25 protein-coding genes are annotated in these 25,746 nt (G+C 33.8%); 10 read left to right on the forward strand and 15 right to left on the reverse strand.

The window, feature by feature from the left end:
* Positions 1-83: 83 nt before the first annotated feature.
* The 5 genes from O5O44_RS09120 to thrA form a co-directional block, all read right to left on the reverse strand.
* On the reverse strand, positions 84-1,091 hold the full coding sequence (locus O5O44_RS09120) for a T9SS type A sorting domain-containing protein (protein WP_289194070.1): 1,008 nt from the start codon (positions 1,089-1,091) through the stop codon (positions 84-86).
* Positions 1,092-1,247: 156 nt separating this feature from the next.
* Entirely contained in the window at positions 1,248-1,490 is a 243-nt protein-coding gene (locus tag O5O44_RS09125; RefSeq protein WP_019388553.1) for a CBU_0592 family membrane protein, read from the reverse strand.
* Positions 1,491-1,540: 50 nt separating this feature from the next.
* Complete coding sequence (gene thrC, locus O5O44_RS09130; protein WP_289194071.1) at positions 1,541-2,833, reverse strand: threonine synthase; 1,293 nt, start codon at positions 2,831-2,833, stop codon at positions 1,541-1,543.
* A 3-nt stretch (positions 2,834-2,836) separates the two neighbouring features.
* Positions 2,837-3,760, reverse strand: coding sequence for a homoserine kinase (locus O5O44_RS09135; protein WP_289194073.1), 924 nt, complete (start codon positions 3,758-3,760; stop codon positions 2,837-2,839).
* 84 nt (positions 3,761-3,844) lie between these two features.
* Positions 3,845-6,289 (reverse strand): bifunctional aspartate kinase/homoserine dehydrogenase I, encoded by a 2,445-nt coding sequence (gene thrA, locus O5O44_RS09140; protein WP_289194074.1) that lies wholly within the window; start codon positions 6,287-6,289, stop codon positions 3,845-3,847.
* 344 nt (positions 6,290-6,633) lie between these two features.
* Between thrA and O5O44_RS09145 the strand changes: the two genes are divergently transcribed.
* Positions 6,634-8,211 carry an NAD(P)H-hydrate dehydratase gene (locus O5O44_RS09145; protein ID WP_289194075.1) on the forward strand — a complete coding sequence of 526 codons (1,578 nt, stop codon included), beginning with the start codon at positions 6,634-6,636 and terminating at the stop codon, positions 8,209-8,211.
* 43 nt (positions 8,212-8,254) lie between these two features.
* Here O5O44_RS09145 and O5O44_RS09150 read toward each other — a convergent pair whose 3' ends face one another.
* The 6 genes from O5O44_RS09150 to O5O44_RS09175 form a co-directional block, all read right to left on the reverse strand.
* Positions 8,255-9,628 carry a TlpA family protein disulfide reductase gene (locus tag O5O44_RS09150; protein WP_289194076.1) on the reverse strand — a complete coding sequence of 458 codons (1,374 nt, stop codon included), beginning with the start codon at positions 9,626-9,628 and terminating at the stop codon, positions 8,255-8,257.
* A gap of 130 nt (positions 9,629-9,758) precedes the next feature.
* Complete coding sequence (locus O5O44_RS09155; RefSeq protein ID WP_289194078.1) at positions 9,759-10,613, reverse strand: substrate-binding domain-containing protein; 855 nt, start codon at positions 10,611-10,613, stop codon at positions 9,759-9,761.
* Between the two features lie 14 nt (positions 10,614-10,627).
* Positions 10,628-11,497: a nucleoside phosphorylase gene (locus O5O44_RS09160; RefSeq protein WP_289194080.1), complete on the reverse strand. Its 870-nt coding sequence runs from the start codon at positions 11,495-11,497 to the stop codon at positions 10,628-10,630.
* Complete coding sequence (locus O5O44_RS09165; protein ID WP_019388561.1) at positions 11,487-12,428, reverse strand: hypothetical protein; 942 nt, start codon at positions 12,426-12,428, stop codon at positions 11,487-11,489. The genes O5O44_RS09160 and O5O44_RS09165 overlap by 11 nt, the downstream gene beginning before the upstream one ends.
* A 3-nt stretch (positions 12,429-12,431) precedes the next feature.
* Positions 12,432-12,758, reverse strand: a complete 327-nt coding sequence (locus O5O44_RS09170; protein WP_019388562.1) for a translation initiation factor — start codon at positions 12,756-12,758, stop codon at positions 12,432-12,434.
* Positions 12,759-12,822: 64 nt separating this feature from the next.
* Positions 12,823-13,773 (reverse strand): isopenicillin N synthase family dioxygenase, encoded by a 951-nt coding sequence (locus tag O5O44_RS09175; protein ID WP_289194081.1) that lies wholly within the window; start codon positions 13,771-13,773, stop codon positions 12,823-12,825.
* Positions 13,774-13,907: 134 nt separating this feature from the next.
* Here O5O44_RS09175 and O5O44_RS09180 point away from each other — a divergent pair, with 134 nt between their 5' ends.
* Positions 13,908-15,911, forward strand: coding sequence for an alpha-ketoacid dehydrogenase subunit alpha/beta (locus O5O44_RS09180; protein ID WP_350494430.1), 2,004 nt, complete (start codon positions 13,908-13,910; stop codon positions 15,909-15,911).
* Positions 15,912-15,951: 40 nt separating this feature from the next.
* Positions 15,952-16,386: a 3D domain-containing protein gene (locus O5O44_RS09185; protein WP_289194082.1), complete on the forward strand. Its 435-nt coding sequence runs from the start codon at positions 15,952-15,954 to the stop codon at positions 16,384-16,386.
* Here O5O44_RS09185 and O5O44_RS09190 read toward each other — a convergent pair.
* A complete protein-coding gene (locus O5O44_RS09190; RefSeq protein ID WP_289194083.1) occupies positions 16,358-16,915 on the reverse strand; it encodes an ExbD/TolR family protein in 558 nt (185 codons plus the stop codon). The two genes, O5O44_RS09185 and O5O44_RS09190, sit on opposite strands and share 29 nt — an antisense overlap.
* A gap of 69 nt (positions 16,916-16,984) precedes the next feature.
* Positions 16,985-17,224: a hypothetical protein gene (locus tag O5O44_RS09195; protein ID WP_289194084.1), complete on the reverse strand. Its 240-nt coding sequence runs from the start codon at positions 17,222-17,224 to the stop codon at positions 16,985-16,987.
* Between the two features lie 316 nt (positions 17,225-17,540).
* Between O5O44_RS09195 and O5O44_RS09200 the strand changes: the two genes are divergently transcribed.
* The gene (locus O5O44_RS09200) at positions 17,541-18,242 is read left to right on the forward strand and encodes a hypothetical protein (protein ID WP_289194085.1); all 702 of its coding nucleotides are present in this window, start codon (positions 17,541-17,543) and stop codon (positions 18,240-18,242) included.
* A gap of 6 nt (positions 18,243-18,248) precedes the next feature.
* Here O5O44_RS09200 and mgrA read toward each other — a convergent pair whose 3' ends face one another.
* Positions 18,249-19,262: an L-glyceraldehyde 3-phosphate reductase gene (mgrA, locus tag O5O44_RS09205; RefSeq protein ID WP_289194086.1), complete on the reverse strand. Its 1,014-nt coding sequence runs from the start codon at positions 19,260-19,262 to the stop codon at positions 18,249-18,251.
* 247 nt (positions 19,263-19,509) lie between these two features.
* On the opposite strand from mgrA, the gene O5O44_RS09210 reads away from it, so the two are divergent.
* Complete coding sequence (locus tag O5O44_RS09210) at positions 19,510-21,069, forward strand: DEAD/DEAH box helicase (protein ID WP_026010138.1); 1,560 nt, start codon at positions 19,510-19,512, stop codon at positions 21,067-21,069.
* Positions 21,070-21,088: 19 nt separating this feature from the next.
* On the opposite strand, the gene O5O44_RS09215 is transcribed toward O5O44_RS09210, so the two are convergent.
* Entirely contained in the window at positions 21,089-21,562 is a 474-nt protein-coding gene (locus O5O44_RS09215) for a cupin domain-containing protein (RefSeq protein WP_289194087.1), read from the reverse strand.
* A 318-nt stretch (positions 21,563-21,880) separates the two neighbouring features.
* Here O5O44_RS09215 and O5O44_RS09220 point away from each other — a divergent pair, with 318 nt between their 5' ends.
* The 5 genes from O5O44_RS09220 to O5O44_RS09240 all read left to right on the forward strand — a co-directional run bounded on the left by O5O44_RS09220 (position 21,881) and on the right by O5O44_RS09240 (position 25,721).
* Positions 21,881-22,831 carry an SDR family oxidoreductase gene (locus O5O44_RS09220; protein WP_289194088.1) on the forward strand — a complete coding sequence of 317 codons (951 nt, stop codon included), beginning with the start codon at positions 21,881-21,883 and terminating at the stop codon, positions 22,829-22,831.
* A gap of 10 nt (positions 22,832-22,841) precedes the next feature.
* Positions 22,842-23,507 carry an NAD-dependent epimerase/dehydratase family protein gene (locus O5O44_RS09225; RefSeq protein ID WP_289194089.1) on the forward strand — a complete coding sequence of 222 codons (666 nt, stop codon included), beginning with the start codon at positions 22,842-22,844 and terminating at the stop codon, positions 23,505-23,507.
* A gap of 3 nt (positions 23,508-23,510) precedes the next feature.
* On the forward strand, positions 23,511-24,422 hold the full coding sequence (locus O5O44_RS09230; RefSeq protein ID WP_289194090.1) for a helix-turn-helix domain-containing protein: 912 nt from the start codon (positions 23,511-23,513) through the stop codon (positions 24,420-24,422).
* Positions 24,423-24,424: 2 nt separating this feature from the next.
* Positions 24,425-24,940 (forward strand): hypothetical protein, encoded by a 516-nt coding sequence (locus O5O44_RS09235; protein ID WP_289194091.1) that lies wholly within the window; start codon positions 24,425-24,427, stop codon positions 24,938-24,940.
* Positions 24,941-25,268: 328 nt separating this feature from the next.
* A complete protein-coding gene (locus O5O44_RS09240; protein ID WP_289194092.1) occupies positions 25,269-25,721 on the forward strand; it encodes a cold-shock protein in 453 nt (150 codons plus the stop codon).
* The last annotated feature ends 25 nt before the right edge of the window (positions 25,722-25,746 follow it).

The raw sequence follows: 25,746 nt of genomic DNA on the forward strand, positions 1-25,746 counted from the left end.
AAGATTTTAAGATATGAAAAAATGTGAATCTTGAGAAATATGAAAGTATAGCTTAATACAAATTTTAAGTTTTGTTACTAAACTTAAATTTTAACTAACTTTTTCACAAAAGCATTATAATTATCTGAATTTGAAATAAAATAGACGCCACTTTTTAAATCTGAAACATCTATGGTTTTTTGAGATAAATTATAATTTATTACACGCACCGTTACGCCATGTATATTCTTTATAAACAGTTTTCCGTTTGGTAATAAATTATTCAGCTTAATTTGCCCATTAGAAGGGTTAGGAAATAGGTCAAAACCATTGAATTTATTATGCTTATTAATTGATAAGGTAGCGCACATTGATTCGCTATTAGAAAGATCTAAAGCTGTACTACTGCTCACATCATTTCTATATAAAACCATTTTATCCATAAAAAAAAAGCTAGATCTTGCATCAACAATAACAGAATAGAGGCCGGCTGTATTAAAAGTGGCCCATATAAATCGAAAAGAATTTCCATCATTTGTATTAGTAACAAAACCCCAACGCTGATCTACAGGCAGGTTTACAGGGTGTCTATTCATAAATGCCTTAAAAAAACCACCAACGCTAGATCCTACAGGACAGTCTCTATTTGGGTTACTATTACAATCAGGTCTTGGCTCTAACGCTTCGGTAGAAGTAAAACTACTTTGTTTTGTAGCATAAAAATCATCGGCAACAATACGTAACCAAGCATCGTTATGCTCGCCTCCAGAGGTGCCAGTACCAATGCGACCTCGCCAAACTAACCTGTATGTACCAGGATTATTTATTTTTATATTATAAGTTATAGAAGCACCTGTTAAAGCGTTAAATGACTCTGGACCATCCCAATAGATATAATTAATGGTTGACCCTGGTAAATTAGGATCAGCTTCACTGCCTGTTTGCCAATTAGTGCCAGCGGGTAAATTACCAGATTCCATTTCGATAGTTACGTATCCATTTTGTTCTTCAAAAGGGAGCGTTCCATCACATTCTGCTGTTTGAGCAAATAATGGAAATGAAAACATTGAAATTACAATTAGGTAAATTGTTGAGAAGGCCGTTTTTTTCATCGCTAAGATTTTTTCTGAGTGCAATTTCATAAAAGTAATAATGAAAACCATCATGAGGTGTCCTGTATAAAGTTACCCTAAATAGAATTGGAGAAAAAAGCATTTAAAGTTATGCTAATCAGAGATTGATGAAAAGCTTCTGTTTTTATAATAAAGTCAAATAGAATGCTTACTAAACTTTAGTAACGAATACACCGACACCAAAGTCCAAACAGCTTCCAAGATAATAAATGGCCAATAATTGATAAGAACAGATGCTAAACAAGCCATAGCGGCACCTATAATATTAAGCAGTATAAAAAGTAAACTATTTGGGGATATCTTCCCCAAAACGCTCAATGCGTAAGCCAATAATATTTGAGAAACACCTAAAAACCCAATCCAATCTGCTACACTCATAATACATATTTAGTTTAAATTGGATGCCTAATGACTTCAGATAAACAATTTTATTTTAAAAGAAAATCCTTCAGTTCGTTATATGTCGATATTACAACTGCTTCTTTTTCTTTACCCATAACCGATTGTATTTGTTCAGGTAACGGTTGTTTTTCTTTAATTACATCTTCAACAACATCTAAAAACTTAGTTGGATGCGCCGTTTCTAAAAACACACAATGCGCGTTTGGATGGTTATTCAAATAAGATTTACATCCCAAATAACCAACAGCCCCATGTGGGTCTGCAACGTAGTTATACTTGTTATAAATTTCTAACATAGCTTCTTTAGTTTCATCGTCAGAAAAACTAAAAGAAGACAGATTGTTTTTTAAGTCCTCAAATTGATTCTTATAAATTTCTTGAATACGAATAAAATTACTTGGCGCACCAACATCCATAGCGTTCGAAATGGTTTGAACCGAAGGTTTTGGTTCGTAAAGCTTCGAAATTAAATACCTAGTCACAACATTATTAGCGTTGTTTGAAGCCACAAAATGTTTAACTGGTAAACCCAATTGTTGTGCCATCATACCAGCGCAAATATTTCCAAAATTTCCACTCGGAACAGAGAACACAATGTCTTTATACTTATTATTTAATTGCTTATAAGCAAACATAAAATAAAATAACTGTGGCAACCACCGCGCTACATTGATTGAGTTGGCAGAGGTTAATTGCATTTTGCTTGTTAAACTTTCATCTAAAAAAGCGGTTTTTACCATGGCTTGACAATCGTCAAACGTACCATTAACTTCTAATGCTTTAATATTCTGACCTAAAGTTGTAAGTTGCATTTCTTGAATATCGCTCACTTTCCCGCTAGGGTAAAGTATAACCACATTAACGCCTTTTACGCCTAAAAAACCATTCGCCACGGCACCGCCAGTATCGCCTGAAGTAGCTACTAACACAGTGACTTCATTCGTATTATTTTGATTGAAATACCCTAAGCAACGTGCCATAAAACGAGCTCCTACATCTTTAAATGCCATGGTAGGACCGTGAAATAATTCCAAGGTAGAAATATTTTCATTTAAGTTAACAACAGGAAAATCAAAAGAAAGTGTTTCTTCAACAATTGTTTTTAAAATTGCTTCAGGGATTTCAGGAGACACAAATTGTTTTATGGCTTCAAAAGCGATTTCAGAATAAGTCAGATTATCAAAATTATCCCAAAAAGATTGAGGTAAAGGTGTGATACTTTCTGGAAAATACAAACCTTTATCAGGCGCTAAACCTTTAACCACTGCATTTTCGAATGTTGTATTTGGAGCTTTATGATTGAGTGAATAGTAATTCATTATTTATTCAATTATTTTAACACCTTCAGTGTTTATTTTAGTCACATGTATTTCAAAATCGATTCCTGTTTTTGAATATACATCTTGTATGGCTTGTTTTATTTTATTGGCTGTTTCTGAACCTTTACATAACGTGAAAATTGAAGGTCCTGATCCTGAAATACCAACACCTAAAGCATTGGCTTTTAAAGCCGCTTGTTTCACTTCATTAAAATAAGGAATCAATTGACTTCTGTAAGGTTCAACAATCACATCATTTAAGGATTTTCCAATTAACTCGTAATCATTTGTATGTAAAGCGTGTACCAAACTTCCTAAATTTGCCCATTGTGTAATAGCATCGCTTAAAGGCACTTCTTTTGGAAGTAAAGCCCGAGACTCTGAAGTCTTAATTTCTATTTGAGGATGAACAATAGTAGCGTACAAATCATTAGGCGTTGGTATTTCTAATATCTTCAATGGCGATAAACTTTTCACCAGCGTAAATCCGCCAAAAAGTGCAGGAGCGAGGTTATCGGCATGTTCGCATTTACTAGCTAAAGCTTCACCTTTTATGGCAAAGGCAGTAAGCTCTGTTTTATTAAATGGTTTTCCTAACAATTCATTCATTCCAAAAACGCTTCCAACTGCACTTGCTGCACTACTACCAATGCCGCTTCCTGGTTTTATGTTTTTATAGATTTCAATTTCAAAACCAAAATCGACATCTATAGCCTCATACATCGCCAATGCCGAAACACCGGCAACATTTAATTCTGCTTCGTAAGGCAAATCGAATCCTTCTATATTGGCAATATGAATGCCTTTTTTAGCAGTTTTTCTAATTACCATGTCATCTCCAACGCTATCCAAACAAAACCCTAACACATCGAACCCACAGGCGACATTCGCAACGGTTGCTGGAGAAAATATTTTTATTTCGTTCATCTTTTTTTTAATAGTTCTTGATTGCGCTCGAACGGACAAAAATCATTATTAGCTTTCAGTGTCTGTAAACTGCCACTGTTCAAATTAATCGTTTCCTAGTCTAATAATATCAGCAAATAGACCAGAAGCAGTCACATCTGCACCAGCCCCAGCACCTTTTATTATCATAGGTTGTTGAGGATAACGCTCGGTATAAAACATAACGATATTGTCGCTTCCCTCTAAATTATAAAACGGATGTCCTTCGGGTATTTCTTGCAACCCTACACTGGCTTTTCCATTTTCAAATTTAGCAACATATTTTAATTGACAGTTGTTCGCTTTCGCGGAAGCGTATAAACTTTGATAATGTGCTTCGTCTGCAATTAACGTTTGATAGAAATCATCAACCGAATCACTTTTTAAACCAGCTTCTGAAAGAAACGATGTATTATCTATATCTTCTAAATTCAATGCTACACCACTTTCTCTGGCCAGAATTAAAATTTTACGCGCTACATCAACACCGCTTAAATCTATTCTCGGGTCTGGTTCAGTATAACCCTCAGCACCAGCTTGTTTTACAACATCATAGAACTTGGTTTTATCATTGAAATTATTAAAAACAAAATTTAAACTCCCAGATAAAACTGCTTGAATGGAGTTTACCTTATCGCCGGAAGCAATTAAATTTCCTAAAGTATCAATTATTGGTAATCCCGCACCGACGTTAGTTTCAAACAAGAAAGGCGCGTTGTACTTCAATGATAATCGTTTTAAGTCTTTATAATTATTGTAATCACTAGAACAAGCTATTTTATTACACGCTACAATGGCAATACTTTGTCTTAAATACTGTGCATATAAATCGGCAACATCTTTATTTGCTGTAACATCAACAAAAATGCTGTTGCGTAAATTGAGTGCTTTTGTTTTTTCAAAGAAGCCTTGTAAGCTTGCCTTTTCTCCAGATGCCAATTGTTCTTTCCAGTTATTTAAACCGATACCGTCTTCATCAAAAATCATGTGCCTAGAATTTGATAATCCAACAACACGTAATTTAATCTTAAGATTGTCCTTTAAGTATTTCTTTTGTTGTTTTATTTGTTCAACTAAGCGTTCGCCAACATTTCCAACACCTGTAATAAAAACATTTATTTGTTTAGTTTTTGTCTCAAAAAACTGCTCGTGAAGCGTGTTTAATGCTTTTTTAACATCCTTTTCATCAATAACGGCAGTAATATTCTTTTCTGAAGCACCCTGCGCAATGGCTCTTATATTGATGTTATTTTTACCTAAACTACTAAACATTTTACCACTAATACCTTGGTGGTTCTTCATATTATCTCCTACTAAGGCAATAATTGACAATCCTGTTTCAATAATGATAGGCTCAATTTTACCTAAAGCAATTTCATTTTCAAAAACGACATCAATTGCCGCTTTTGCATTTTCTGCTTCTTTATCTTCAATTCCCAGACAAATAGAATGTTCAGACGAGGCTTGCGTAATCATAATCACATTAATTTTCTCTTGTGATAACGTTTCAAACAAGCGTTTTGAAAATCCTGGAATCCCAACCATTCCACTACCTTCTAATGTCAATAATGCAATATTGCCGATGTTACTAATCCCTCTTACTGGAGAGGTCGATTTAATTTCTTCATTAGAAATTACGGTTCCAAAAGCATCAGGTTCTAAGGTGTTTTTAATGTGAATTGGAATATCTAAACTCAAAACAGGTTGCACCGTAGGTGGATATAAAACCTTCGCACCAAAATGCGATAATTCCATTGCCTCCTGATACGAGATTCTTTCAATAGGGTAGGCCTGTTTTACCAATTTAGGATTCGTGGTATACATACCACTAACGTCGGTCCATATCTCTAAGGTCTCAACATGTAAGGCTGCGGCAACAATAGCAGCTGTAAAATCTGAACCACCACGACCAAGCGTTGTAATTTCACCTATTCTAGATTTAGAAATAAATCCAGGAAGTATGGTTATTTTTTGTTTAGCCGATTTAAAATAATCGCGAATATTTTGATTCGTAATACTGTAATCCACTTCCGCTTTCGTGAAATTTGAATTGGTAACAATAAGCTCCTGCGAATTTTTAACATCTGCGGAAAGCCCTCTATTTTTCATTGTTTCAGCAATGATAAAGGATGATAATAACTCACCAAAACTTACCAGTTTATCAGATGTTTTTGGCGATAATTCATTGATTAAAAAAATGCCATCTAATAAACTTCTTAGAGCGTTTAATTTATCTTCTACAAAACTTAAAATGTTATCACTTTTGTTTGGATTTAATTCCTTAACGATTTCAAAATGACGTGTTTTTATGGTATTGAAGGTTTCTATAAATGCTTCCTCCTTATTTTGCGCTTGCTTTCCAGCTAAAAGTAATTTGTCTGTAATGCCACCAACTGCCGAAACCACACAAACCAAAGTATCCGTTTTGCTGTGGTTAACTAAAATATTGATGACGTTATTTATATTTTGTGAAGAACCCACTGAAGTTCCACCGAATTTTAAAACCTTCATGTTTTAATGTCTTGATAATTAAAAATAATGCTTGAAATGTTGTAATTTTTTGAAATTACAAAATGAGTCTGCGGAATATATATAACTAGCAACCCCAAAGGGTTGTAATATTTGTAGTTGTACCAAAAGCACACGTTGTTCCTTTTGCGAAAAAAGAAACTAAAGTAAGCGTATTCTGGCTGAAATGATTCATTATTGTTATATAATACCCTCCAAAAGTATTACATTTAACCTAATAAAAAAACTAAAATATTTTTTTTACAATATTCTTATCTTCAATCGGTATTCGTTTAAAAAAAACGACTAATTGTTATAAGAAATGAAAAAATGATAATTACATATAGATGAAGCTATTTTCTAAAGAACAAATTTACGAAGGCGATAAGCTAACTGCAGAAAGACAAAACATTACCTCTACCGACTTAATGGAGCGTGCAGGTACTCAAATTTTTAATTGGATGCATATGCGCATACAAGGGGCTCAAGTGCCTATTCATGTGTTTTGTGGTATTGGAAATAATGGGGGAGATGGTCTAGTTTTATCGAGGCATTTAATAACTCATGGCTATAATGTATTCACCTATATTATTAATTGTAGCGACAAACGATCGAAAGATTTTTTAATTAATTACGACCGCATAAAAAATGTGACTAAAAAGTGGCCGGTGCTATTAAATTGTGCTCAAGATTTTCCCGAGATTGCTCCGGAAGACATCATTGTTGATGCAGTTTTTGGCATAGGATTAAATAGACCAATTGATCTATGGGTCAAACAACTTTTTATACATTTTAGAAAAAGTAAAGCTTTTACTCTAGCTATAGATATTCCGTCAGGGTTATATCCAGACCAACCAGTTAAAGATGAAGATGCCGTAGTTTGGGCTGGATTTACTTTAAGTTTTGCTTCTCCAAAATTGGTGTTCTTTTTACCCGAAACCGCAAAATTTACGGTACAATGGGAAGTTTTAGATATTGGATTAGATCCTGAATTTTTATACACCACTGAAACTCATGTTGTATTGATTGGTAAAAATGAAGTGCTACCCAATTACGTGCCTCGAGAAAAATATTCGCATAAAGGACAATTTGGCCATGCTTTAATTATTGGCGGAAGTTATGGTAAAATAGGAGCGGTTACACTAGCCAGTAGAGCGACATTAACAGCAGGAGCAGGATTGGTTACAGCCTATATGCCAAAATGTGGCTATCATGCCGTACAAGCCTCTTTTCCTGAAGCAATGGTGATTACCGATGTGGATGACGAAATAATAACAGCCATTTCATTTGATATAGAACCTACAGTTATAGGCTTTGGAATTGGAGCAGGTACTGAAACTAAAACTGCCAAAGCATTTGAAGCATTTCTAAAAACGAATAAAGTACCATTAGTAATAGATGCTGATGGATTGAATATGCTATCTAAAAAGAAAACACTTTTGAAGTTATTACCAGAAATGACGGTATTAACACCGCATCCAAAGGAGCTAGAACGTTTGATTGGGAAATGGAAAGATGATTTTGATAAACTTGATAAAGTTAAAGCCTTTACAAAAAAGCATCAAGTAATAGTTGTTATAAAAGGTGCTAACACCATAACTGTTTTTGAAGACAAATTATATATAAATACCACCGGAAATCCTGGACTTTCAACTGCCGGTAGTGGTGATGTATTAACAGGAATTATTGTAGGGTTAATTTCCCAAGGTTACAACCCTTTAGTAGCAACCATAATTGGCGTGTATTTACACGGAAGGTCTGCTGATATTGCTGTTGAAGATTTTGGCTACCAAAGTTTAATTGCGAGTCATGTTATTGAGTATTTAGGTGAAGCGTTTATAGATTTATTTAAGCAACCTGAACAACCTCCGCAACAAGAAGCATCGCAAGAAGAAGGTGAAGCTCAAGAACAAAATCAAACATAAAAAAAGCCGCAAAAAGCGGCTTTTTTTTATCACTATATTAATTTTATAATTCTTGAGCGTCAAACAACTCTATTAACTTTTTACTAGACGGACGCGGTGCATTGGCGGTTACAATATTTCCTTCGTCATCAATTAAAATAAATCTTGGAATACCCTCAATTTGATAAGCTTTTACAAAAGCCGAATTCCAATCGTTATCTGCAAATAACTGCACACCACCTAACTCTCTATCATTAACCATGGTTTTCCATTTTTCATGGTCTCTTAGTTTATCAATAGAGATACTCACGAATTCGATATTTTTGTCATGATATTGTGCTTCAACCTCCTTTAAGAAAGGGATTTCACGAACACAAGGTCCACACCAAGTTGCCCAAACATCTACATAAACGTATTTACCTTTTAAATCTTCTAAAGAGGTTTTACCTCCTGCATGATTTTCATAATCAACAAATTTTGGTGAAGGTTTTCCTTCGGTTAACCTCATTAATTCGTTGTATTTATCTTTAATAATTTGGTTGTTCTTCTCGTCAGTAGAATTTTTTATAAACGTATTGTAAAACGCATCAATATCTTCTGAATACGTTATATTAAAGCTAGCAAAATCGAAAAGCAAAGCATTTTTAATGTTTTCGTTATCAATCGCACCAACGGTCTTTAAAAAAGCCATATCGTATCGAATAGAATCTTTTTCCTTTAATTTTTGTGCCTTATCACCATAATAATCATTTACAATATCCTTGTAATTGCTTGAGAAATTGAAATCTTCGGCATTATTATAATCCACTTCTTTTAGCTCATTTAAGAAATCTTCAGAAACTTTAAAATTTTCTTTTTTTGTGAAGTATTTATGGGCTCTCTCGTAATTATTTAAACTTCCTAAATAACCATAAAATAGGTTTTTTTTCTCTTTTGAAGCAAATTCACTTGATACACCTTCAGTATTATTTAATAATTCTTCTTGCGTATTTTTAAAGGCTAGCATGCGCTCTTTATACTGGGCTTCATCCAAAGAATACACTTCTTTATTATTTTTAAACATCTCTTTTTCTTGCTTTCTTTTAGCAACTAAATAGTTGTTTATTTCAGAGCCAACACCTGTAATTTTAATTGTGTTATCAAAATCGTTCGCATCATATGTGATATGTAGATTATATCCAGATTCGATATTTAAAAAAATAGGATTTGAACCGTCGTATAACACATAAGAATTAATATCAGTACTCAGTGTATCTGTAAAGGCTCCAACTGGAGATACCGCTATAGTTTCTTTAAACGAACGGTCTTCACTATTAATGGTTAACTCTCCAACAGGTCTGTTAGTTATTTCACCAGAAATTATCGCAATACCTGACTTATCTTCTTTTTTACATCCGATAATGGCTATTGCAAAAGCAATAAAAAGTAGTTTTTTCATGTGTTATATTATTTGAGGTTCAAAAATAGGAAAATACACAGCCTATTCACTTTATTTTGTTAAACATTAACATTTTAAAACAAGTATAAATGTACTTGACCCTAAATATGATTTTTTAAAAGTTCTATATTTAAATTTTATAAATCAATGATTCGTATTCAACAATTTCTGGAATAATATTTAGTGCAAACAATTCCTTTTGCACATTCATAACGGTTTTTTTGTCAATTAATTCTTGAGACCATTCTGTAATACTTAACCATTCCTGTACATCGTCTAACTTTTGCTCATAACGGTTGGCAATCGTTTTATCGATGCTTGGTATGTTTTTAAAATCTTCAGTGGTGTTATTGATAATGTTCAGAATTGTTTTTAAGTCTTCGGCATGATGTTCTATAAACTCTTCTCTTACAGCTATTACAAAACAAGGCCATGGTGATGGGCAGTTGCCAATTCGTCTAAAAACGCCATCATCTACAATGGGTTTCGTTGTAAATTTTTCCCATAAAAAATAATCGGCAACGCCATTGGTTAAACCTTCAACGGCACCATCTAGGTTTTTGATAACCTCAAAATTTAGGTCTTTCTCTAAATCCCAATTGTTGTTCTCAGCATTGATGTAAGCCATTAAATGAGAGCCCGAACCATATCGACTAATAGCTGCTTTGGTTCCTTTTAAATCTTCAATAGTCTGATATTTAGAATCGTTAGCCACATGAATACCCCAATTAAGTGGCGTTTGCACAAAAGTTTGCACAATTTTGCTTGGGTTTCCGTCAATAATATCTTTTATAATACCTTCGGTTAAAATCACAGCAATATCAATATCACCATTTCTTAAACCTTTACACATCGCACCAGTACCGCCATAGTAATCTTGCCAACGTAAATTGATACCTTGTTCCTTATATTCGCCATCTTTTAGCGTTAAATACCAGGCCAAATTAAAATGTTCTGGCACGCCGCCAATATTTACTTGCTTCATGAAATCAATTGGGTTTACTCTGTAAGTTTATTAAGTGTATATGTTATTAAATTTTCGACTGCCGCTCCTGGGTCTTTACTAAAAGTACCTAAAACCCTATTGGCAATAATGGCGTTTAACGAGATTGCATCATGACCTAATAATTTTGACAAGCCATAAATTGCCGATGTTTCCATTTCTAGATTAGTGATTTTGGTACCATTAAAATTGAAATTATCCATTTTAGAATTCAACTCTGCATCTTGAACGGCTAGACGCAATACACGCCCTTGCGGACCATAAAAACCTCCAGCTGTTGCTGTTAAACCTTTATATATAGTGTCGCTATCTAAAGTTTTTTGAAGAGACTCGCTGCCTTTTACAACAATTGGACTTGCTTTTTCTGAATGCCAATTGGTCTGTTCTACAAAGGCTTTTTCAATATCGGGAGACCTAATACCATCAATCTTATAAGCGTGGAGCATCCCGTTTAGGTCTAATCCATGGGTACTTAAAACAATCGAATCTACTGGAATATCATCTTGCAATGCACCTGAAGTTCCAACTCGTACAATTTTAAGACTTGTAAGCTTGTCTTTTATTTGTCTTGTTTTAAAATCGATATTCACTAGTGCGTCCAGTTCATTTAAAACAATATCAATATTATCAGGACCTATGCCGGTTGAAATTACCGTTATACGCTTCTTTTTATAATATCCGGTATGGGTTTTGAATTCTCGCTTTTGTGTTTCAAATTCAATGGAGTCAAAATACTTTGATATTCTACTTACTCTATTTTGATCGCCAACAAAAATGACGGTATGGGCAACATGCTCTGGTTTTAAATTTAAATGATAAACACTTCCATCTGGGTTTAAAATGAGCTCAGACTCTTTAATTGGCATTTAATATAGATTTTACAAGTTTATTTTCAGCGATATTAAACTGAAAACTATTTTTTTCAACGCCACCAAAAATCATGCGATCATTAATATTAGCAGCGAAATTTTTCTGTCCTAGTAAGGCTTCGTGACCTTTTCGATTCAATTCTATTTTATGTTCAGAAACGGTATAAAAGATGCTTAAATATTCAATAATTCTTTCAAATTGTATATCACCATAACCATAGTACCCTTGATAATTTAAGGCATAACCTAATAGATGATTTTTAGATGTGATATTTTGTTCATTAATAATTTTAAGAATATTGGTTTCTAGAATATTCAAACCAGTTATAGAATCTGGAAAACGCTTTAAATGCGCTTTTAAACAATTACTTAGATATTTGAAAGACGAACTTTTTACAATAAATGGTTTTAATAAATTATGATCAATACCGCAATAAATACCCCAAACGGTAGTTGCCATTTCGATATCTTCCTTGTTGAGAAGAACTTTATTATTATAATGGTCCATAAGCTGCTCTGGAGTTAGTTCTGGAAGTCCTTTTAGACTCTTACTCCCTTCAATACGACCGCTACAAACTAAGTAAATAGGCAAGTCTATTTTTCTTTGCTGAAGTAAACTAATTACAGCAACCATATTTAAATGGCAAAACAAATCATACTCAAACCAAAGAATAATTTCTGAATAGTTTTCAGGGTTATTTAGTTTATCTATTTCAGCGTTTATTTGATCAAGGTCTAAATCAATATCATAAAACTCACTAAAAAATTTGATGCGTTCATTTATAAATAATTCTGAAACCACTTTTCTTGTCGTCGGGCCTTCACATAACATTTCTTGCCATGTTAATTTTTCACCTTCAACATTTAATTCGTTAAGGAAGTTAGTTAAACTACTACCATTGGTGATATGCAAAGGTTTATTTTTCATAATTTATCCTCCAACACGCTTAACATTAAAACCCTTGTCTTTTAACATTTGCATGATTTTATCGCGATAATCGCCTTGAATAATAATTTTATCATCTTTAAAACTTCCACCAACACTCAGCTTTGTTTTAATTTCTTTGGCTAATTTTTTAAAATCTTCGGTAGCTCCAGTATAACCTTCAAGAATGGTAATAGGTTTGCCTTTTCGCTTTTCGTATTTGCATATTATGGGATCGTCTTGCATCCAAATATCACTAGCTTTGTTTTCAGAAGTCTGTTCTTCTTGAATATGCTCGGGAAATAAGTTTTTTAGCTGGTCTTGTAAATCCATTATTTTAAGTAATTATCCTCAGTTTAAGCGAACAAAAAGTATTCCTAACTTAGGATTATTTAGGCTATTTTTTTATCAGCCCTAATTCAATTAATCGTTCCGTTAAAAACTCGCCAGCAGTAATATCATCAAAGGCTTTAGGATTATTTTCATCAATACAACCAGGTAAAACATCAAGTTTCATTTCGCTAATAGGGTGCATAAAAAACGGAATAGAGTAACGTGAAGTACCCCAAAGCTCTTTTGGTGGGTTAATTACGCGGTGTATAGTCGATTTCAGTTTATTGTTGGTATGTCTCGAAAGCATATCGCCAACGTTAATCATCAACTCATCAGGCTCAGCAATGGCATCAATCCATTCACCTTTATGGTTTTGCACTTGTAACCCTCTTCCTTGAGCACCCATTAATAGCGTGATTAAGTTAATATCACCATGTGCTGCAGCTCTAACCGCTTCTTTAGGTTCTTCGGTAATTGGTGGATAATGTATTGGTCTTAAAATAGAATTACCATTATAGATATACTCATCAAAATAATTTTCTTCAAGTCCTAAGTGTAATGCCAATGCTCTTAACACAAATTTTGCTGTTTTTTCAAGCATTTTATAGGTTTCCTTACCAACTTTATTGAATTCTGGCAGCTCCTTAACATAAACGTTATCTGGGTATTCCTCTTTTAACTTATCGTTATTTTCAACATACTGTCCAAAATGCCAAAATTCTTTTAAATCGCCTTCTTTCTTGCCTTTTGCACTTTCTTTTCCAAAAGACACATACCCGCGCTGTCCTCCAATTCCAGGAATTTCGTATTTCTGTTTGGTTTCTGTTGGTAAACTAAAAAAGTTTTTAACCTCTTTATAAAGATTTTCTACTAAAGCTTCGTCTAAAAAATGACCTTTTAGCGCTACAAAGCCAATTTCTTCGTAGGCTTTACCAATGGCGTCCACAAAGTTTTGTTTTTTAACGGGGTCGTCAGACAAAAAATCTTTTAAATTAACACTTGGGATGATATTCATAAAATGTGATTTTAAAATGTGATATACACAAATGTACAAAAACATTCAAAGTTATAGATACTGAGTAATGTGCAATTTTTTGAATTATTAATGTTGAATTATGGTATATTTGATAGTGAATTAAGCATTTTTTTATGAAAGTGATAAAATCTACATCGCAAATCAATTACAAAAAAGGAAAACTTGATGCCCATTTGCTTTTAGCATTATATAAAAATATGCTGAAACCCAGATTGATAGAAGAAAAAATGTTGATTCTGTTAAGGCAAGGTAAAATAAGTAAGTGGTTTTCAGGTATAGGGCAGGAAGCCATAGCTGTAGGTGTAACTATGGCGATGGAAGAAGATGAATATATTTTACCAATGCATCGAAATTTAGGTGTTTTTACAACCAGAGGCATTCCATTATACCGATTATTTGCCCAATGGCAAGGAAAAGCTTCAGGGTTCACAAAGGGGAGAGATCGCTCTTTTCATTTTGGGACTCAGCAATACAAAATTGTGGGTATGATTTCGCATTTGGGTCCGCAGTTAGGTGTTGCCGATGGAATAGCATTAGCCTCAAAATTAAAAAACAAAAATCAAGTTACAGCTGTTTTCACGGGTGAAGGCGCCACCAGCGAAGGCGATTTCCATGAAGCTTTAAATGTGGCTTCGGTATGGCAATTGCCCGTTTTATTTTGTGTTGAAAATAACGGTTATGGATTATCAACACCCACAAACGAACAGTATAATTGTAAAGATATTGCGGATAGAGGTTTAGGCTACGGCATGGAATCACATATTATAGACGGCAACAATATTGTTGAAGTCTATACTAAAATGTGTGAAATAAACGCTTCTGTAAGACAAAATCCAAGACCTGTTTTAATAGAATTTAAAACGTTTAGAATGCGCGGACACGAAGAGGCGAGTGGTACCAAATATGTGCCACAGGAGCTTATGGATACTTGGGCAGCAAAAGACCCCATCTTAAATTTTCAAGCGTTTTTAAAAGAACAAAAGATTTTAAGCGAAACTGAGGAAGTAAAAATAAAGGAAACTATTGTACATGAAATAAATGAACATTTGGATGTTGCGTTTAATGAAGAAGCTATTATTCCTGATGAAACCAATGAATTAAATGATGTTTATAAACCTTTTGATTACCAAGTAGATAATGAAAATTCAGAGTTAAAAGAAATACGCTTTATTGATGCCATTTCCGATAGTTTAAAACAGAACATGGAACGTCATGAAGACCTAGTCATTATGGGTCAAGATATTGCAGAATATGGAGGTGCATTTAAAATTACCGAAGGCTTTATAAATCTTTTTGGAAAGGATAGAGTGAGAAATACACCCATTTGCGAATCGGCAATTGTTGAGACTGCGATGGGATTATCCATAGCTGGGATTAAAAGCATTGTTGAAATGCAATTTGCAGATTTTGTAAGTTCTGGTTTCAATCCGATAGTCAACTATTTGGCAAAATCTTTTTATCGCTGGCAACAAGAAGCTGATGTTGTTATAAGAATGCCTTGCGGTGGCGGTGTTGCTGCAGGTCCGTTTCATTCACAAACTAACGAAGCTTGGTTTACTAAAACACCAGGTTTAAAAGTAGTATATCCTGCCTTTCCATATGATGCCAAAGGCTTGCTAAATACTGCAATTAATGACCCTAACCCTATATTATTTTTCGAGCACAAAGGCTTGTATAGAAGCATTCGTCAAGAAGTTCCTGTCGACTACTACACATTGCCTTTTGGTAAAGCTTCTGTTATAAAAACGGGGCAAGATGTAACCATTATTTCTTATGGTGGAGCGATTCATTGGGCTTTAGAAACTTTAAGTAACAATCCAGAAATTTCAGCAGACCTTATCGATTTAAGAACGCTTCAGCCTTTAGATACGCAAACCATTTATGATTCTGTGAAGAAAACAGGACGTGCCATAATGCTTCAAGAAGACTCTCTTTTTGGAGGCATTGCAAGTGATATTTCAGCAGGTATTATGGAAAATTGCTTTGAGTATTTGGATGCCCCTGTAAAACGTGTGGCTAGCATTGAAACCCCTATTCCTTTTGCAAAACAGCTTGAAGATCAATATTTACCGAAAAACAGATTTGAAGCCGAATTGAAGGCTCTTTTAGCTTTTTAAATTTAATTACCTATCTTTAATAAAACGATACTGATAAGCCATGAGAATTCTTGTATTTCTTTGTGTTTTAATGTGTTTCAGTTGTAAAAAATCTGAAACTTCTGCTGATGATGAATACATTTGGGATGCCATTCATGTTACCGCAACCGCATACAACTCTTTAGCTTATCAAACCAATTCAAATCCAAATATCACCGCATTTGGAGATAGTTTAAAACCTGGATTAAAATACATTGCTGTTTCTAGAGACTTACTTAAAATGGGTTTAAAACACAATACCCCAATCAAGATTGATGGTCTTGATGGAATATATTTAGTTAAAGATAAAATGCATTCAAAATGGCAAAAACGCATTGATATATATATGGGCGTAGACGTGAAAGCTGCCAAACAATGGGGCAAAAAACGGGTTTGTATTGAATATGGCATTCCTAAAGCAACTGTACTTACTTCGATTCAGCTTCCGACAAAATAAAAGGATAAGCCTCTTTTACTTGTTGTAGTTCCGTCTTAGTTAGTTTATCTGCAGGCTTTCTAAATACCTTCATGCTGTAATCTTTCCTTAATTCGTAGTAGGCTTTTGTTAATTCATTCTGTACAGCAACATAAGTTTTATAAGTTGTTCGTTGTCCGTTTAGCAACGAAACCACAGCTGTTTTAGGATTATCTGAAAGGGTAATGTTTTTTAAGCCTTGGCAATAGTTACAGCTACCATCGCCATTATTATCTAAAAAAATCTTGGTGAGGTCTTTCAGGTTTTCAATAGGAACTATCTGATTTTCAATCATAATATCATCGCTATTATTAACTAGAATTCGTAAAATATTACGCTCGTTAATGTCTGATGAACAATCCATTCCCGGAGGACATTCTCTAGGCAAAAGTCTGTTAATACCTTCATCTGAAGAGATTGTAGCAGTAACTAAAAAGAAAATAAGCAATAAAAATGCGATGTCTGCCATAGACCCCGCATTTACTTCAGGTACTAATTTTGAGTGTCTCATGATTATAGAATTAAATGTTAATGTGAAAAATGAATCACAATAATAATACCGTAATTATGAGCTCCTTAGTTAATGTGCATACCGCTTGGTACCTTTCCAGATGCCCGAATAATACGACTGAAAGTCTTCAATCTTTTTACCACGCATTAAGTCTTGCTGAGTCAAGGCATTTAATCTTCTAGATATTTTTACTAAAGTTTTCATTGGATTGATTTTAATAATTAATACTGAAACAGGTTCAGCACATGCTGATGAAGGTCTTTGGTTTAAAAAGACGTTACTTATCTGTAACGTCTTTTTGTGTTCCATTCGTGGCTTTTTGATCCTTGTAATGTTCCTGTAATTTGATTGTTGTTTAAAGTTCTCATGATTTTTGATTTTTAATTGATGAATAATTATTTTAATGATTATACCAAGTAGACGAGCATAATATTATTTTGTTACAGTACTATGTATAACAAAGTAATAAATTAACAAGATTTAACGTTTTTACAAAGAAATAGGGCACAAGTAATTTAATATTTTTGCATCTAAAGTCATTTAGGAATAGTTTTTGCTTTTACCGATTTAGAAAATTGAATGTATCAAGTAATTCGTAAAAGATTAATAATATCTTTGAAGCGGCATGAACAACAGATTAAATATTTTACCATTGATGAAACCTTATGTTTTATGTATTGTTATGCTATTTTTTTCAATAGCTGTGCAGGCTCAAATAGATTCTAGAAAAAAATCTATTGCCATACCTGCTATTGAAGCTGAAAAAGATTCTACAGATGCGAGTCCATTAACACCATCAAAACCCATAGAAAACAATACGACTTTAGGGATGAACAATCCAAAAGTATCTCCAACGCTCGATATGCCTAAAAAGGAATTTTCGATGTTCCCGAAAGAAGAATTTGGTAATCCTGGGGAATTGTACTCTAAAAATCTTAAAAAAATTGAAAATGAAGTAAAGCCCGAAGGTCACGGACTTTATGCAGGCTTAAATGAAGATGCGAATTGGGGAGATTACAGAACAGATTCTGATTTTATTGAAATCTATTACCGAGATTGGGGTGCCGAAGATGCTGATGTTATAGGTATTTTAATTGATGGCGATTTTTACAAACCTAGAGTTTTACTTACTTCAGGTTTTCAAGGTTTTAAGCTTAAATTAAACCAAGGCGTTAATAAAATTCAGTTTTTAGCCATTAATGAGGGATTTTCAATACCTAATACTGCTGAGTATAAAATTATCGATGATAAGAGAAACCTTATCACAGGTAAAATATGGCCGCTTTCTGCAGGCGTTAAAGTGACTATTCGAATTATAAAGGAATAATAGTTACTATGTAACGATCTCTTCAATCTTTTGCAATTCTTCTTGAGAAAAGTCTAAACAGTCTAAAGATTTTACATTTTCTTTCAATTGTTTTGAAGAACTTGCGCCCACTAATACCGAAGCAACTTCAGGTTGTCTTAAAATCCAAGCAATGGCCATTTGCGATAATTTTTGTCCGCGTTTTTGAGCGATTTCATTCAGACTTTGAATTTTACTAAGGTTAGATTGCACAATATCAGCATTCAAAAAGATAGAATCATTTCCTGCACGAGAGTTTTTAGGTATCCCGTTTAAGTACTTATCAGTAAGCATCCCTTGTGCTAAAGGCGAATACGCAATGCAACCAACACCATGCGTGTTTAACGTATCTAGAAGTCCGTCTTCAACCCAACGGTCAAACATGGAGTATCTGGCTTGATTTAAAATAAATGGCACATTCATGTCCTTTAAAAGCTTTGCAGCTCGTTGGGTTTCATCAAGACCATAATTAGAAATACCCGCGTACAACGCTTTTCCTTGTCGCACAATATCAGCAAGCGCACCCATAGATTCCTCTAGTGGTGTATCAGGATCGTAACGGTGATGATAGAACACATCAACATAATCTAATCCCATGCGTTTTAAACTTTGGTCTAAACTCGAAATTAAATATTTTCTAGACCCGAAATCGCCATAAGGCCCAGACCACATACCATAACCAGCTTTTGTGGCTATAAACAATTCATCGCGATATGCTTTAAAATCTTGCTTTAAAATGGTTCCAAAATTAGTTTCGGCAGATCCTGGAGGCGGACCGTAGTTATTGGCTAAATCAATATGCGTGATACCTAAATCGAAAGCGGTTCTTAAAATGTCTCTTCCATTTTCAATATCATCCACAAAACCAAAGTTATGCCATAAACCAAGCGAAATAGCAGGTAAAAGTACACCACTTTTTCCAGTACGTTTGTACGTCATAGTATCGTATCTGCTTTCATTAGCTACATAGCTATTTTCTTGAGATTTGTCTTGATTTTGCATGCCTATCGATTTAATTTAAACAAATGTATTAATTCCTTTTTTAAAGCCTAAAGATTTTTATGAGTTCTACAAGATAAATCTAAAACGAATTGTACGTCAATAGTTTAGCCCAATTATATTAAAAAAACTTTTAAAAAATTGAATACAAAAAATCAATAACTGTTAACATTAGTTTGATAATTTCCCGTTAAACATGCTCAATAAACGCTTAAAAGGTGTTATTTTTGCACGTTGCAAAAAATTAAGTATGTCGATAACGAAAGCAGAATTAGAATTAGAAGAAAGAGCAGAAGGCAAAAGTTTATACAGCTACCAAAAAGGTGCCATTGATAAAATTTTTACCGCTTTTGAAGAATCACCAGAAGATTATCACTTACTGTATCAATTACCAACAGGTGGTGGTAAAACGGTAATTTTTTCAGAAATCGTTAGACAATATTTAAAGCATCATCAAAAGAAAGTATTGGTGATGACACATCGTATAGAATTGTGTAAGCAAACCTCAAACATGCTCACAGAATTTGGTGTACATAACAAGGTTGTAGATAGTAAAGCCGATTTAAGCGATCAAGCAGATTACAGTTGTTTTGTGGCTATGGTAGAAACCTTAAACAACCGATTGAATGATGATAAGCTTGATATTTCTGATATTGGATTGGTTATTATTGATGAGGCACACTACAATTCATTTACCAAACTCTTTAAGTTTTTTAGTCAGTCGTTTATTTTAGGAGTTACTGCAACACCTTTAAGTTCGAGTATTGAATTGCCAATGACCGATAATTACGATGAGTTAATTGTTGGTGAAAGCATAGAATCGTTGATTGAAAATGGCTTTTTAGCACGCGCCGAAATGTACACTTATAACGTGGGATTAACTTCTTTAGTTGTTGGAGCCAATGGTGATTACACCGTTAAATCATCGGAAGACTTGTATACCGATAACGACATGCTATCCAAGTTGTTACAAGCTTATGAAGAACGTTCGAAAGGTAAAAAAACATTAATATTTAATAACGGTATCAACACCTCTTTACATGTTTACGATACCTTTAGAAGAGCAGGTTATCCTGTAGCGCATTTAGATAATACCAATACTAAAAAAGAGCGCGCCATGATACTAAAATGGTTTAAGAAAACCCCAGATGCCATTTTAACATCGGTTAGTATTTTAACCACTGGTTTTGATGAACCAACTGTTGAAAGTATCATTTTAAACCGAGCAACCAAATCGTTAACCTTGTATTACCAAATGATTGGTCGTGGGTCGCGTATTTTAAAAGATAAAAAATCGTTTACGGTTGTCGATTTAGGAAACAATTTCCATAGGTTTGGGCCTTGGGGCGATAATCTGGATTGGCAACGCATCTTTAAATCGCCTAACTATTACTTAGATGCTATTTTAAGTGATGAAGAGTTAGAAAGCAATTTTAGATATGAAATGCCCGATGAGTTGCGTGCACAGTTCGCAAAATCTGAAGACGTACATTTTGATATCCAGAAAGTGTATGTCGATTCTATTAGAGCCGGTGAATCATCAAAAGTAGTGTTGGAACGTTCTATTGAGCAACATGGTAAAATATGTATTGAAAACAGCGAAGACGTTTACGATGCTATTGCCTTAGCGAAACAGTTGGGCGACGATATCGACTTTAGAATCCAGCGTTATACCAAGTGTATTAGTAAAAGTACATTTAACTTTGTGGAATGGCTAAAAGGCGATTACCGCAAGAAACTCAACTCGTATTTACGTTCAAACTTCGATGAAGTTTTTGAACAAATTCATGGTTATCCACCAGAAGATTAAGGTTTCCTGAATTTTATTTTCATTCACCCTCCAATCTCAGGGCAACACTATCGTAATAGTCTTGGGTTAGTTTCTCGGTCCATATGGTTGGTTGCTTACCATAAATTGCGATATAGGAAACAGAATTTTTGGCTGAAGCTGTATGCCAATGTTCGGTATCTTTCTTACAGTTTACCACATCGCCTTTTTTTATGATAATGGGTTCTTTACCCTTTTCTTGATAGTAACCTACACCATCAACAACAATAATAATTTGGGTTGTTGTGTGTTTGTGCCAATCTAAAGTGGAGTTGGCGCTAAAAGTAGCTTGTGTAATATTTTGATTGAAATCGTCGTCCCCTTCTACTAAAAAATTCAACCAAGCATCACCAATATGATGTGTGTTTGGGGCTTTAATACCTTCACTTAAATATGAACTTATTTGATAATTGGCATTTTGAGCAAAAATAAAAAAGGGGAGCAGGATAGCTAAAATTATGAACGGTTTTTTCATGGTTTCGTTTTCGAATTATTGATGAACAACTTATCCAAGATAAAAAAATGTTTGTTGTTTAATTTATTATTAATAAACATAAATCTAATACATAAATTCTCAACCAAGTGATGTAAAATCTACTAAATTTGTTTACTTAGTTAATCGTTATTTAAATAACGACGGAAATAAAACATGATATCATTTTCATATGCACTTGAAATCTATGAAATTAAATCCAGTCAAAAAGTATACAACTTTCGAAATTCTGTATAAGGACTTCTGCCTATTTATGTCCGACCTTTGTCTTATTCTTTTAAATAATAAAAAATAGACACAATGAATATAAATCAATTTGGTAAAAACGGTTGGACACCTGATAGAATTGAAAATCTGAATGGCAAAACATATGTTATAACCGGAACAACAAGCGGAACAGGTTTTGAAGCATCAAAAATATTGTTATCAAAGGGAGCAAAAGTGGTTATGTTGAATAGAAATCCTAAAAAATCTGCAGACACTATTACTGCTTTAAAACTAGAACTCGGAAATGATATTGAAGTATCATCCATACAAATGGATTTAGCAGTACAAAATTCAGTAAAAAAAGCTGCTGAAGAAGTTATTAAAACTGTGCCAAAAATTGATGCACTTATCTGTAATGCTGCAATTGCCCAGGTACCTAAACAAACGCTTACTGAAGATGGCTGGGAAAGCCAAATGGGGACGAACCACTTCGGAAATTTCACGCTTCAAGGATTATTATTTCCATTGATAGAAAAATCTAAAGGACGCATAGTAACCGTAGGAAGTATGGGTTATAATATGGGTATTAAAACCATACAGTTTGACGATTTGAACTGGGATAAAAACTACAATCCAAACGGTGTATATAGCCAAAGTAAGTTAGCACAAATCATGTGTGTTTACGAATTGCAAGATCGTCTAAATGAAGCAAATAAGTCAGATGTAAAAGCATATGCTTGTCATCCAGGAGCTTCTAGAACTTCATTGATTAAAACCAGTGGTAGTTTAATGACTCGCTTTGTTTGGCAACTGATGAAATTGTCGCCATTAGTACAATCGGCAGAAAAAGGGGCTTATCCGCAATTGATGTGTGCCACAGAACCAAATTTAGACCAAAGTGGTTTTTATGGTCCTACAGGTAGAAGTAATTGGACTGGTCCGGTTGGAGCACATAAATTAGAGCCTCACGCCAAAGACGAAACTGTAGCTAAAAAACTTTGGGAACTTTCAGAAAAAGAAACAGGAGTAACATGGAACATTTAGAACAAATTAAATGAAAGTAATCATAACAGGTGCCACCGGAATGGTAGGCAAAGGTGTTTTATTAGAATGTTTAGATGATGATAGAATTGAACAAATTCTTCTTATTAATAGATCTGATATTGACCTTAAGCATCCGAAAATAAAAGAAATTATTCATCAAGACTTTACAGATTTTAGCTCAGTTCAACAGGAATTTAAAGAGTATAACGCTTGTTTTCACTGTATGGGAGTTTCTTCAGTAGGAATAACAGAAGAACAATATTATAAATTTACTTATACCATTACGGAAGCTTTAGTTAATGCCGTTTACAATACCAACCCTAATTCAATTTTTATTTATGTTTCAGGGGAAGGAACGGACAGCACTGAAAAAGGTAAATCTATGTGGGCAAGAGTAAAAGGTAAAACAGAAAATTTAATTTTAAATAAAGGTTTTAAAGATGCTTACATGTTCAGGCCAGGAGTTATTTTACCAAAACGCGGCATTACATCTAAAACTAAATTGTACAATGTTTTCTATCTGATTACGCGTCCAATATTTCCTTTATTACAAAAAATGAAGTCAGTAACAACAACAGAAAAATTGGGAAAAGCCATGATAGAATTAATCAATAATCAGCAACAAATGAAAATTTTGTCTGGAAGTGACATTAACCAAACTGTTATAAACGATTAAAATATGCAACATTTTAAAACATTATCATCATATTTAGATTATTTAGGGCTACCTCGACCAGAGCATCCTATGTTAAGCATTTTCAACTCAAAAGAAGATGGCTTTTTGCCATGTCCAAGAGAAAGTTCACCACCAATTACAAATGATTGTTATTCCATTAGTTTTAAAAAATATGTAAAGGGAAATTTAAACTACGGACGTACAAAATATGATTTTACCAATGGTGCTTTGATTTTTATTGCTCCAAAACAAGTGTTACAATGGGACAGTAGTATCGTTTTTGAACAAAAAGGATTCTCAATAAACTTTCATGAAGATTTCCTAAAAGGAACAGCATTAGCCCAACAAATAAAGAAATACGGTTTCTTTTCATATTCTGTAAATGAGGCGTTACATCTTTCGCCTAAAGAAGAGAAGCAAATGGAGTCTATTGTAGAAAATATTGAAATCGAATATCAGAATAACCAAGATGAATTTAGTAAGGATATTATCATTTCTCAATTGGATACCTTGCTGAAATATGCCAATCGGTTTTACGAAAGACAGTTTTTAAATAGGAAAGAACTATCTAACGACTTGTTAGAGCAATTTAATGGGTATATAACAGAGTACTTTGAATCGGGACAATTGCAAGAAAAAGGCATTCCGAGTATTGAAAAAATCGCTGATAACATGTCTATTTCTAAACGTTACTTAAGTGATACTTTGAAAAAAGAAACTGGTAAAACCACATCAGAGCATTTACAATTGCTTTTAGTTGATGAAGCAAAAAATATATTATTACAACCAAATAAGAGCATATCTGAAGTGGCTTATGAATTAGGGTTTGAATATCCACAATATTTTTCGAGATTATTTAAAAAGAAAGCAGGTATAAGCCCAACCGAATACAGAGAAAAATATAAATTAAATTAACTATGGAACTATTGAAATTAGCCACAGAATGGGCAAAAGCGGAAGTCTTCTCAACACGTTTTTTTATCCTTTTTGCCATTATATTTATAATCGCTAGCATTGGATTTTGGCAGTTAGGAAAAACGGATTTAGCAAAAGCATACATCATACCTACATTGGTGGCTGGTATATTACTTTTAATTATTGGTAGCGGTTTAAACTACACGAATATTCAAAGAGTGAAACAATTTGAAAAAGACTATAATACTGATGTACCTGCTTTTTACCAGTCTGAAATTGAACGTACAGAAAGCACTTTAAAGGAATACACCGTTGTATTTAAGGTTATTCCTATTTTAATTATTGTAGCAGCTTTACTCATTCTATTTTTTAATTCAATAACATGGAGAGCCATTAGCATTACAACAATTGCCATGTTAATTGTAATCTTATTAATTGACGGAACAGCATATGCAAGAATGGAAAAATACCATAAAGAATTGCAGATGATTGATATAGAAAATGAAACCAAAAAATAGTTACAATTAACATTATTTGTAAGTTATAGCGGTTTGAGTGATAACTTGTGTCAATAATTTATAATTCTTAAAAAATACATCTGGCATCCGCGTTAGGGATTGAACGGCTTGTTTGAGCTCACCGACGCAGGAGGAAGCGAGTAGTGAAAGCCCGACCCTTGCGGTAACCTGCCTGCCGGCAGACAGGCGACCTAAAAAACACTTAACGATACGGTATAACTGATTATTAAGTGAATAAACTATTAATGGGCTGAATATTATAGCATCAGGAATTTTAAGCGTATCTTTACAACTTATAAATTTTAAAACCGAGTAGGAGTATTAAACTATGGCAAAATCGCAAGTTACATTTAACAAAATTGAAAAAGAGAAAAAACGTTTAAAGAAGAGAGAGGAAAAGCAAAAAAAGAAAGAAGCTAGAAGAGCTGAAGCTAAGGAAAACCCACAGGGCATCCAGTTTGCTTATGTTGATTTTAATGGAAATTTAACCGATACGCCACCAGATCCTGCATTGCGAGAAAAAATTGAAGCTGAAAGTATAGAACTTGGAATTCCTAAAAAAGAGGATAGAGAAGAGGAAGAACCTGCCGCAAAAGAGGGTAAAGTGTCTTTCTTTGACCACTCTAAAGGTTTTGGTTTTATTATAGACAGCATTAACCAAGAGAAATATTTTGTGCATGTAAGCGGTACGCTTGAGCCTATTGAGGAAAACGATAAGGTAACTTACGAATTAGAGCGTGGACAAAAGGGCATGAATGCCGTTAGGGTTAAGAAAATCTAATTACTTTTTAAATACTTAATAACTT

It is taken from the genome of Algibacter luteus, from assembly GCF_030344935.1.
GTDB classification, from domain to species: domain Bacteria; phylum Bacteroidota; class Bacteroidia; order Flavobacteriales; family Flavobacteriaceae; genus Arenitalea; species Arenitalea lutea.

Excerpts from the sequence above, each read along its gene's own strand:
- O5O44_RS09120 (WP_289194070.1), bottom strand. The coding sequence starts at position 1,091 with ATGAAAAAAACGGCCTTCTCAACAATTTACCTAATTGTAATTTCAATG.
- O5O44_RS09125 (WP_019388553.1), bottom strand. The coding sequence starts at position 1,490 with ATGAGTGTAGCAGATTGGATTGGGTTTTTAGGTGTTTCTCAAATATTA.
- thrC (WP_289194071.1), bottom strand. The coding sequence starts at position 2,833 with ATGAATTACTATTCACTCAATCATAAAGCTCCAAATACAACATTCGAA.
- O5O44_RS09135 (WP_289194073.1), bottom strand. The coding sequence starts at position 3,760 with ATGAACGAAATAAAAATATTTTCTCCAGCAACCGTTGCGAATGTCGCC.
- thrA (WP_289194074.1), bottom strand. The coding sequence starts at position 6,289 with ATGAAGGTTTTAAAATTCGGTGGAACTTCAGTGGGTTCTTCACAAAAT.
- O5O44_RS09145 (WP_289194075.1), top strand. The coding sequence starts at position 6,634 with ATGAAGCTATTTTCTAAAGAACAAATTTACGAAGGCGATAAGCTAACT.
- O5O44_RS09150 (WP_289194076.1), bottom strand. The coding sequence starts at position 9,628 with ATGAAAAAACTACTTTTTATTGCTTTTGCAATAGCCATTATCGGATGT.
- O5O44_RS09155 (WP_289194078.1), bottom strand. The coding sequence starts at position 10,613 with ATGAAGCAAGTAAATATTGGCGGCGTGCCAGAACATTTTAATTTGGCC.
- O5O44_RS09160 (WP_289194080.1), bottom strand. The coding sequence starts at position 11,497 with ATGCCAATTAAAGAGTCTGAGCTCATTTTAAACCCAGATGGAAGTGTT.
- O5O44_RS09165 (WP_019388561.1), bottom strand. The coding sequence starts at position 12,428 with ATGAAAAATAAACCTTTGCATATCACCAATGGTAGTAGTTTAACTAAC.
- O5O44_RS09170 (WP_019388562.1), bottom strand. The coding sequence starts at position 12,758 with ATGGATTTACAAGACCAGCTAAAAAACTTATTTCCCGAGCATATTCAA.
- O5O44_RS09175 (WP_289194081.1), bottom strand. The coding sequence starts at position 13,773 with ATGAATATCATCCCAAGTGTTAATTTAAAAGATTTTTTGTCTGACGAC.
- O5O44_RS09180 (WP_350494430.1), top strand. The coding sequence starts at position 13,908 with ATGAAAGTGATAAAATCTACATCGCAAATCAATTACAAAAAAGGAAAA.
- O5O44_RS09185 (WP_289194082.1), top strand. The coding sequence starts at position 15,952 with ATGAGAATTCTTGTATTTCTTTGTGTTTTAATGTGTTTCAGTTGTAAA.
- O5O44_RS09190 (WP_289194083.1), bottom strand. The coding sequence starts at position 16,915 with ATGAGACACTCAAAATTAGTACCTGAAGTAAATGCGGGGTCTATGGCA.
- O5O44_RS09195 (WP_289194084.1), bottom strand. The coding sequence starts at position 17,224 with ATGGAACACAAAAAGACGTTACAGATAAGTAACGTCTTTTTAAACCAA.
- O5O44_RS09200 (WP_289194085.1), top strand. The coding sequence starts at position 17,541 with ATGAACAACAGATTAAATATTTTACCATTGATGAAACCTTATGTTTTA.
- mgrA (WP_289194086.1), bottom strand. The coding sequence starts at position 19,262 with ATGCAAAATCAAGACAAATCTCAAGAAAATAGCTATGTAGCTAATGAA.
- O5O44_RS09210 (WP_026010138.1), top strand. The coding sequence starts at position 19,510 with ATGTCGATAACGAAAGCAGAATTAGAATTAGAAGAAAGAGCAGAAGGC.
- O5O44_RS09215 (WP_289194087.1), bottom strand. The coding sequence starts at position 21,562 with ATGAAAAAACCGTTCATAATTTTAGCTATCCTGCTCCCCTTTTTTATT.
- O5O44_RS09220 (WP_289194088.1), top strand. The coding sequence starts at position 21,881 with ATGAATATAAATCAATTTGGTAAAAACGGTTGGACACCTGATAGAATT.
- O5O44_RS09225 (WP_289194089.1), top strand. The coding sequence starts at position 22,842 with ATGAAAGTAATCATAACAGGTGCCACCGGAATGGTAGGCAAAGGTGTT.
- O5O44_RS09230 (WP_289194090.1), top strand. The coding sequence starts at position 23,511 with ATGCAACATTTTAAAACATTATCATCATATTTAGATTATTTAGGGCTA.
- O5O44_RS09235 (WP_289194091.1), top strand. The coding sequence starts at position 24,425 with ATGGAACTATTGAAATTAGCCACAGAATGGGCAAAAGCGGAAGTCTTC.
- O5O44_RS09240 (WP_289194092.1), top strand. The coding sequence starts at position 25,269 with ATGGCAAAATCGCAAGTTACATTTAACAAAATTGAAAAAGAGAAAAAA.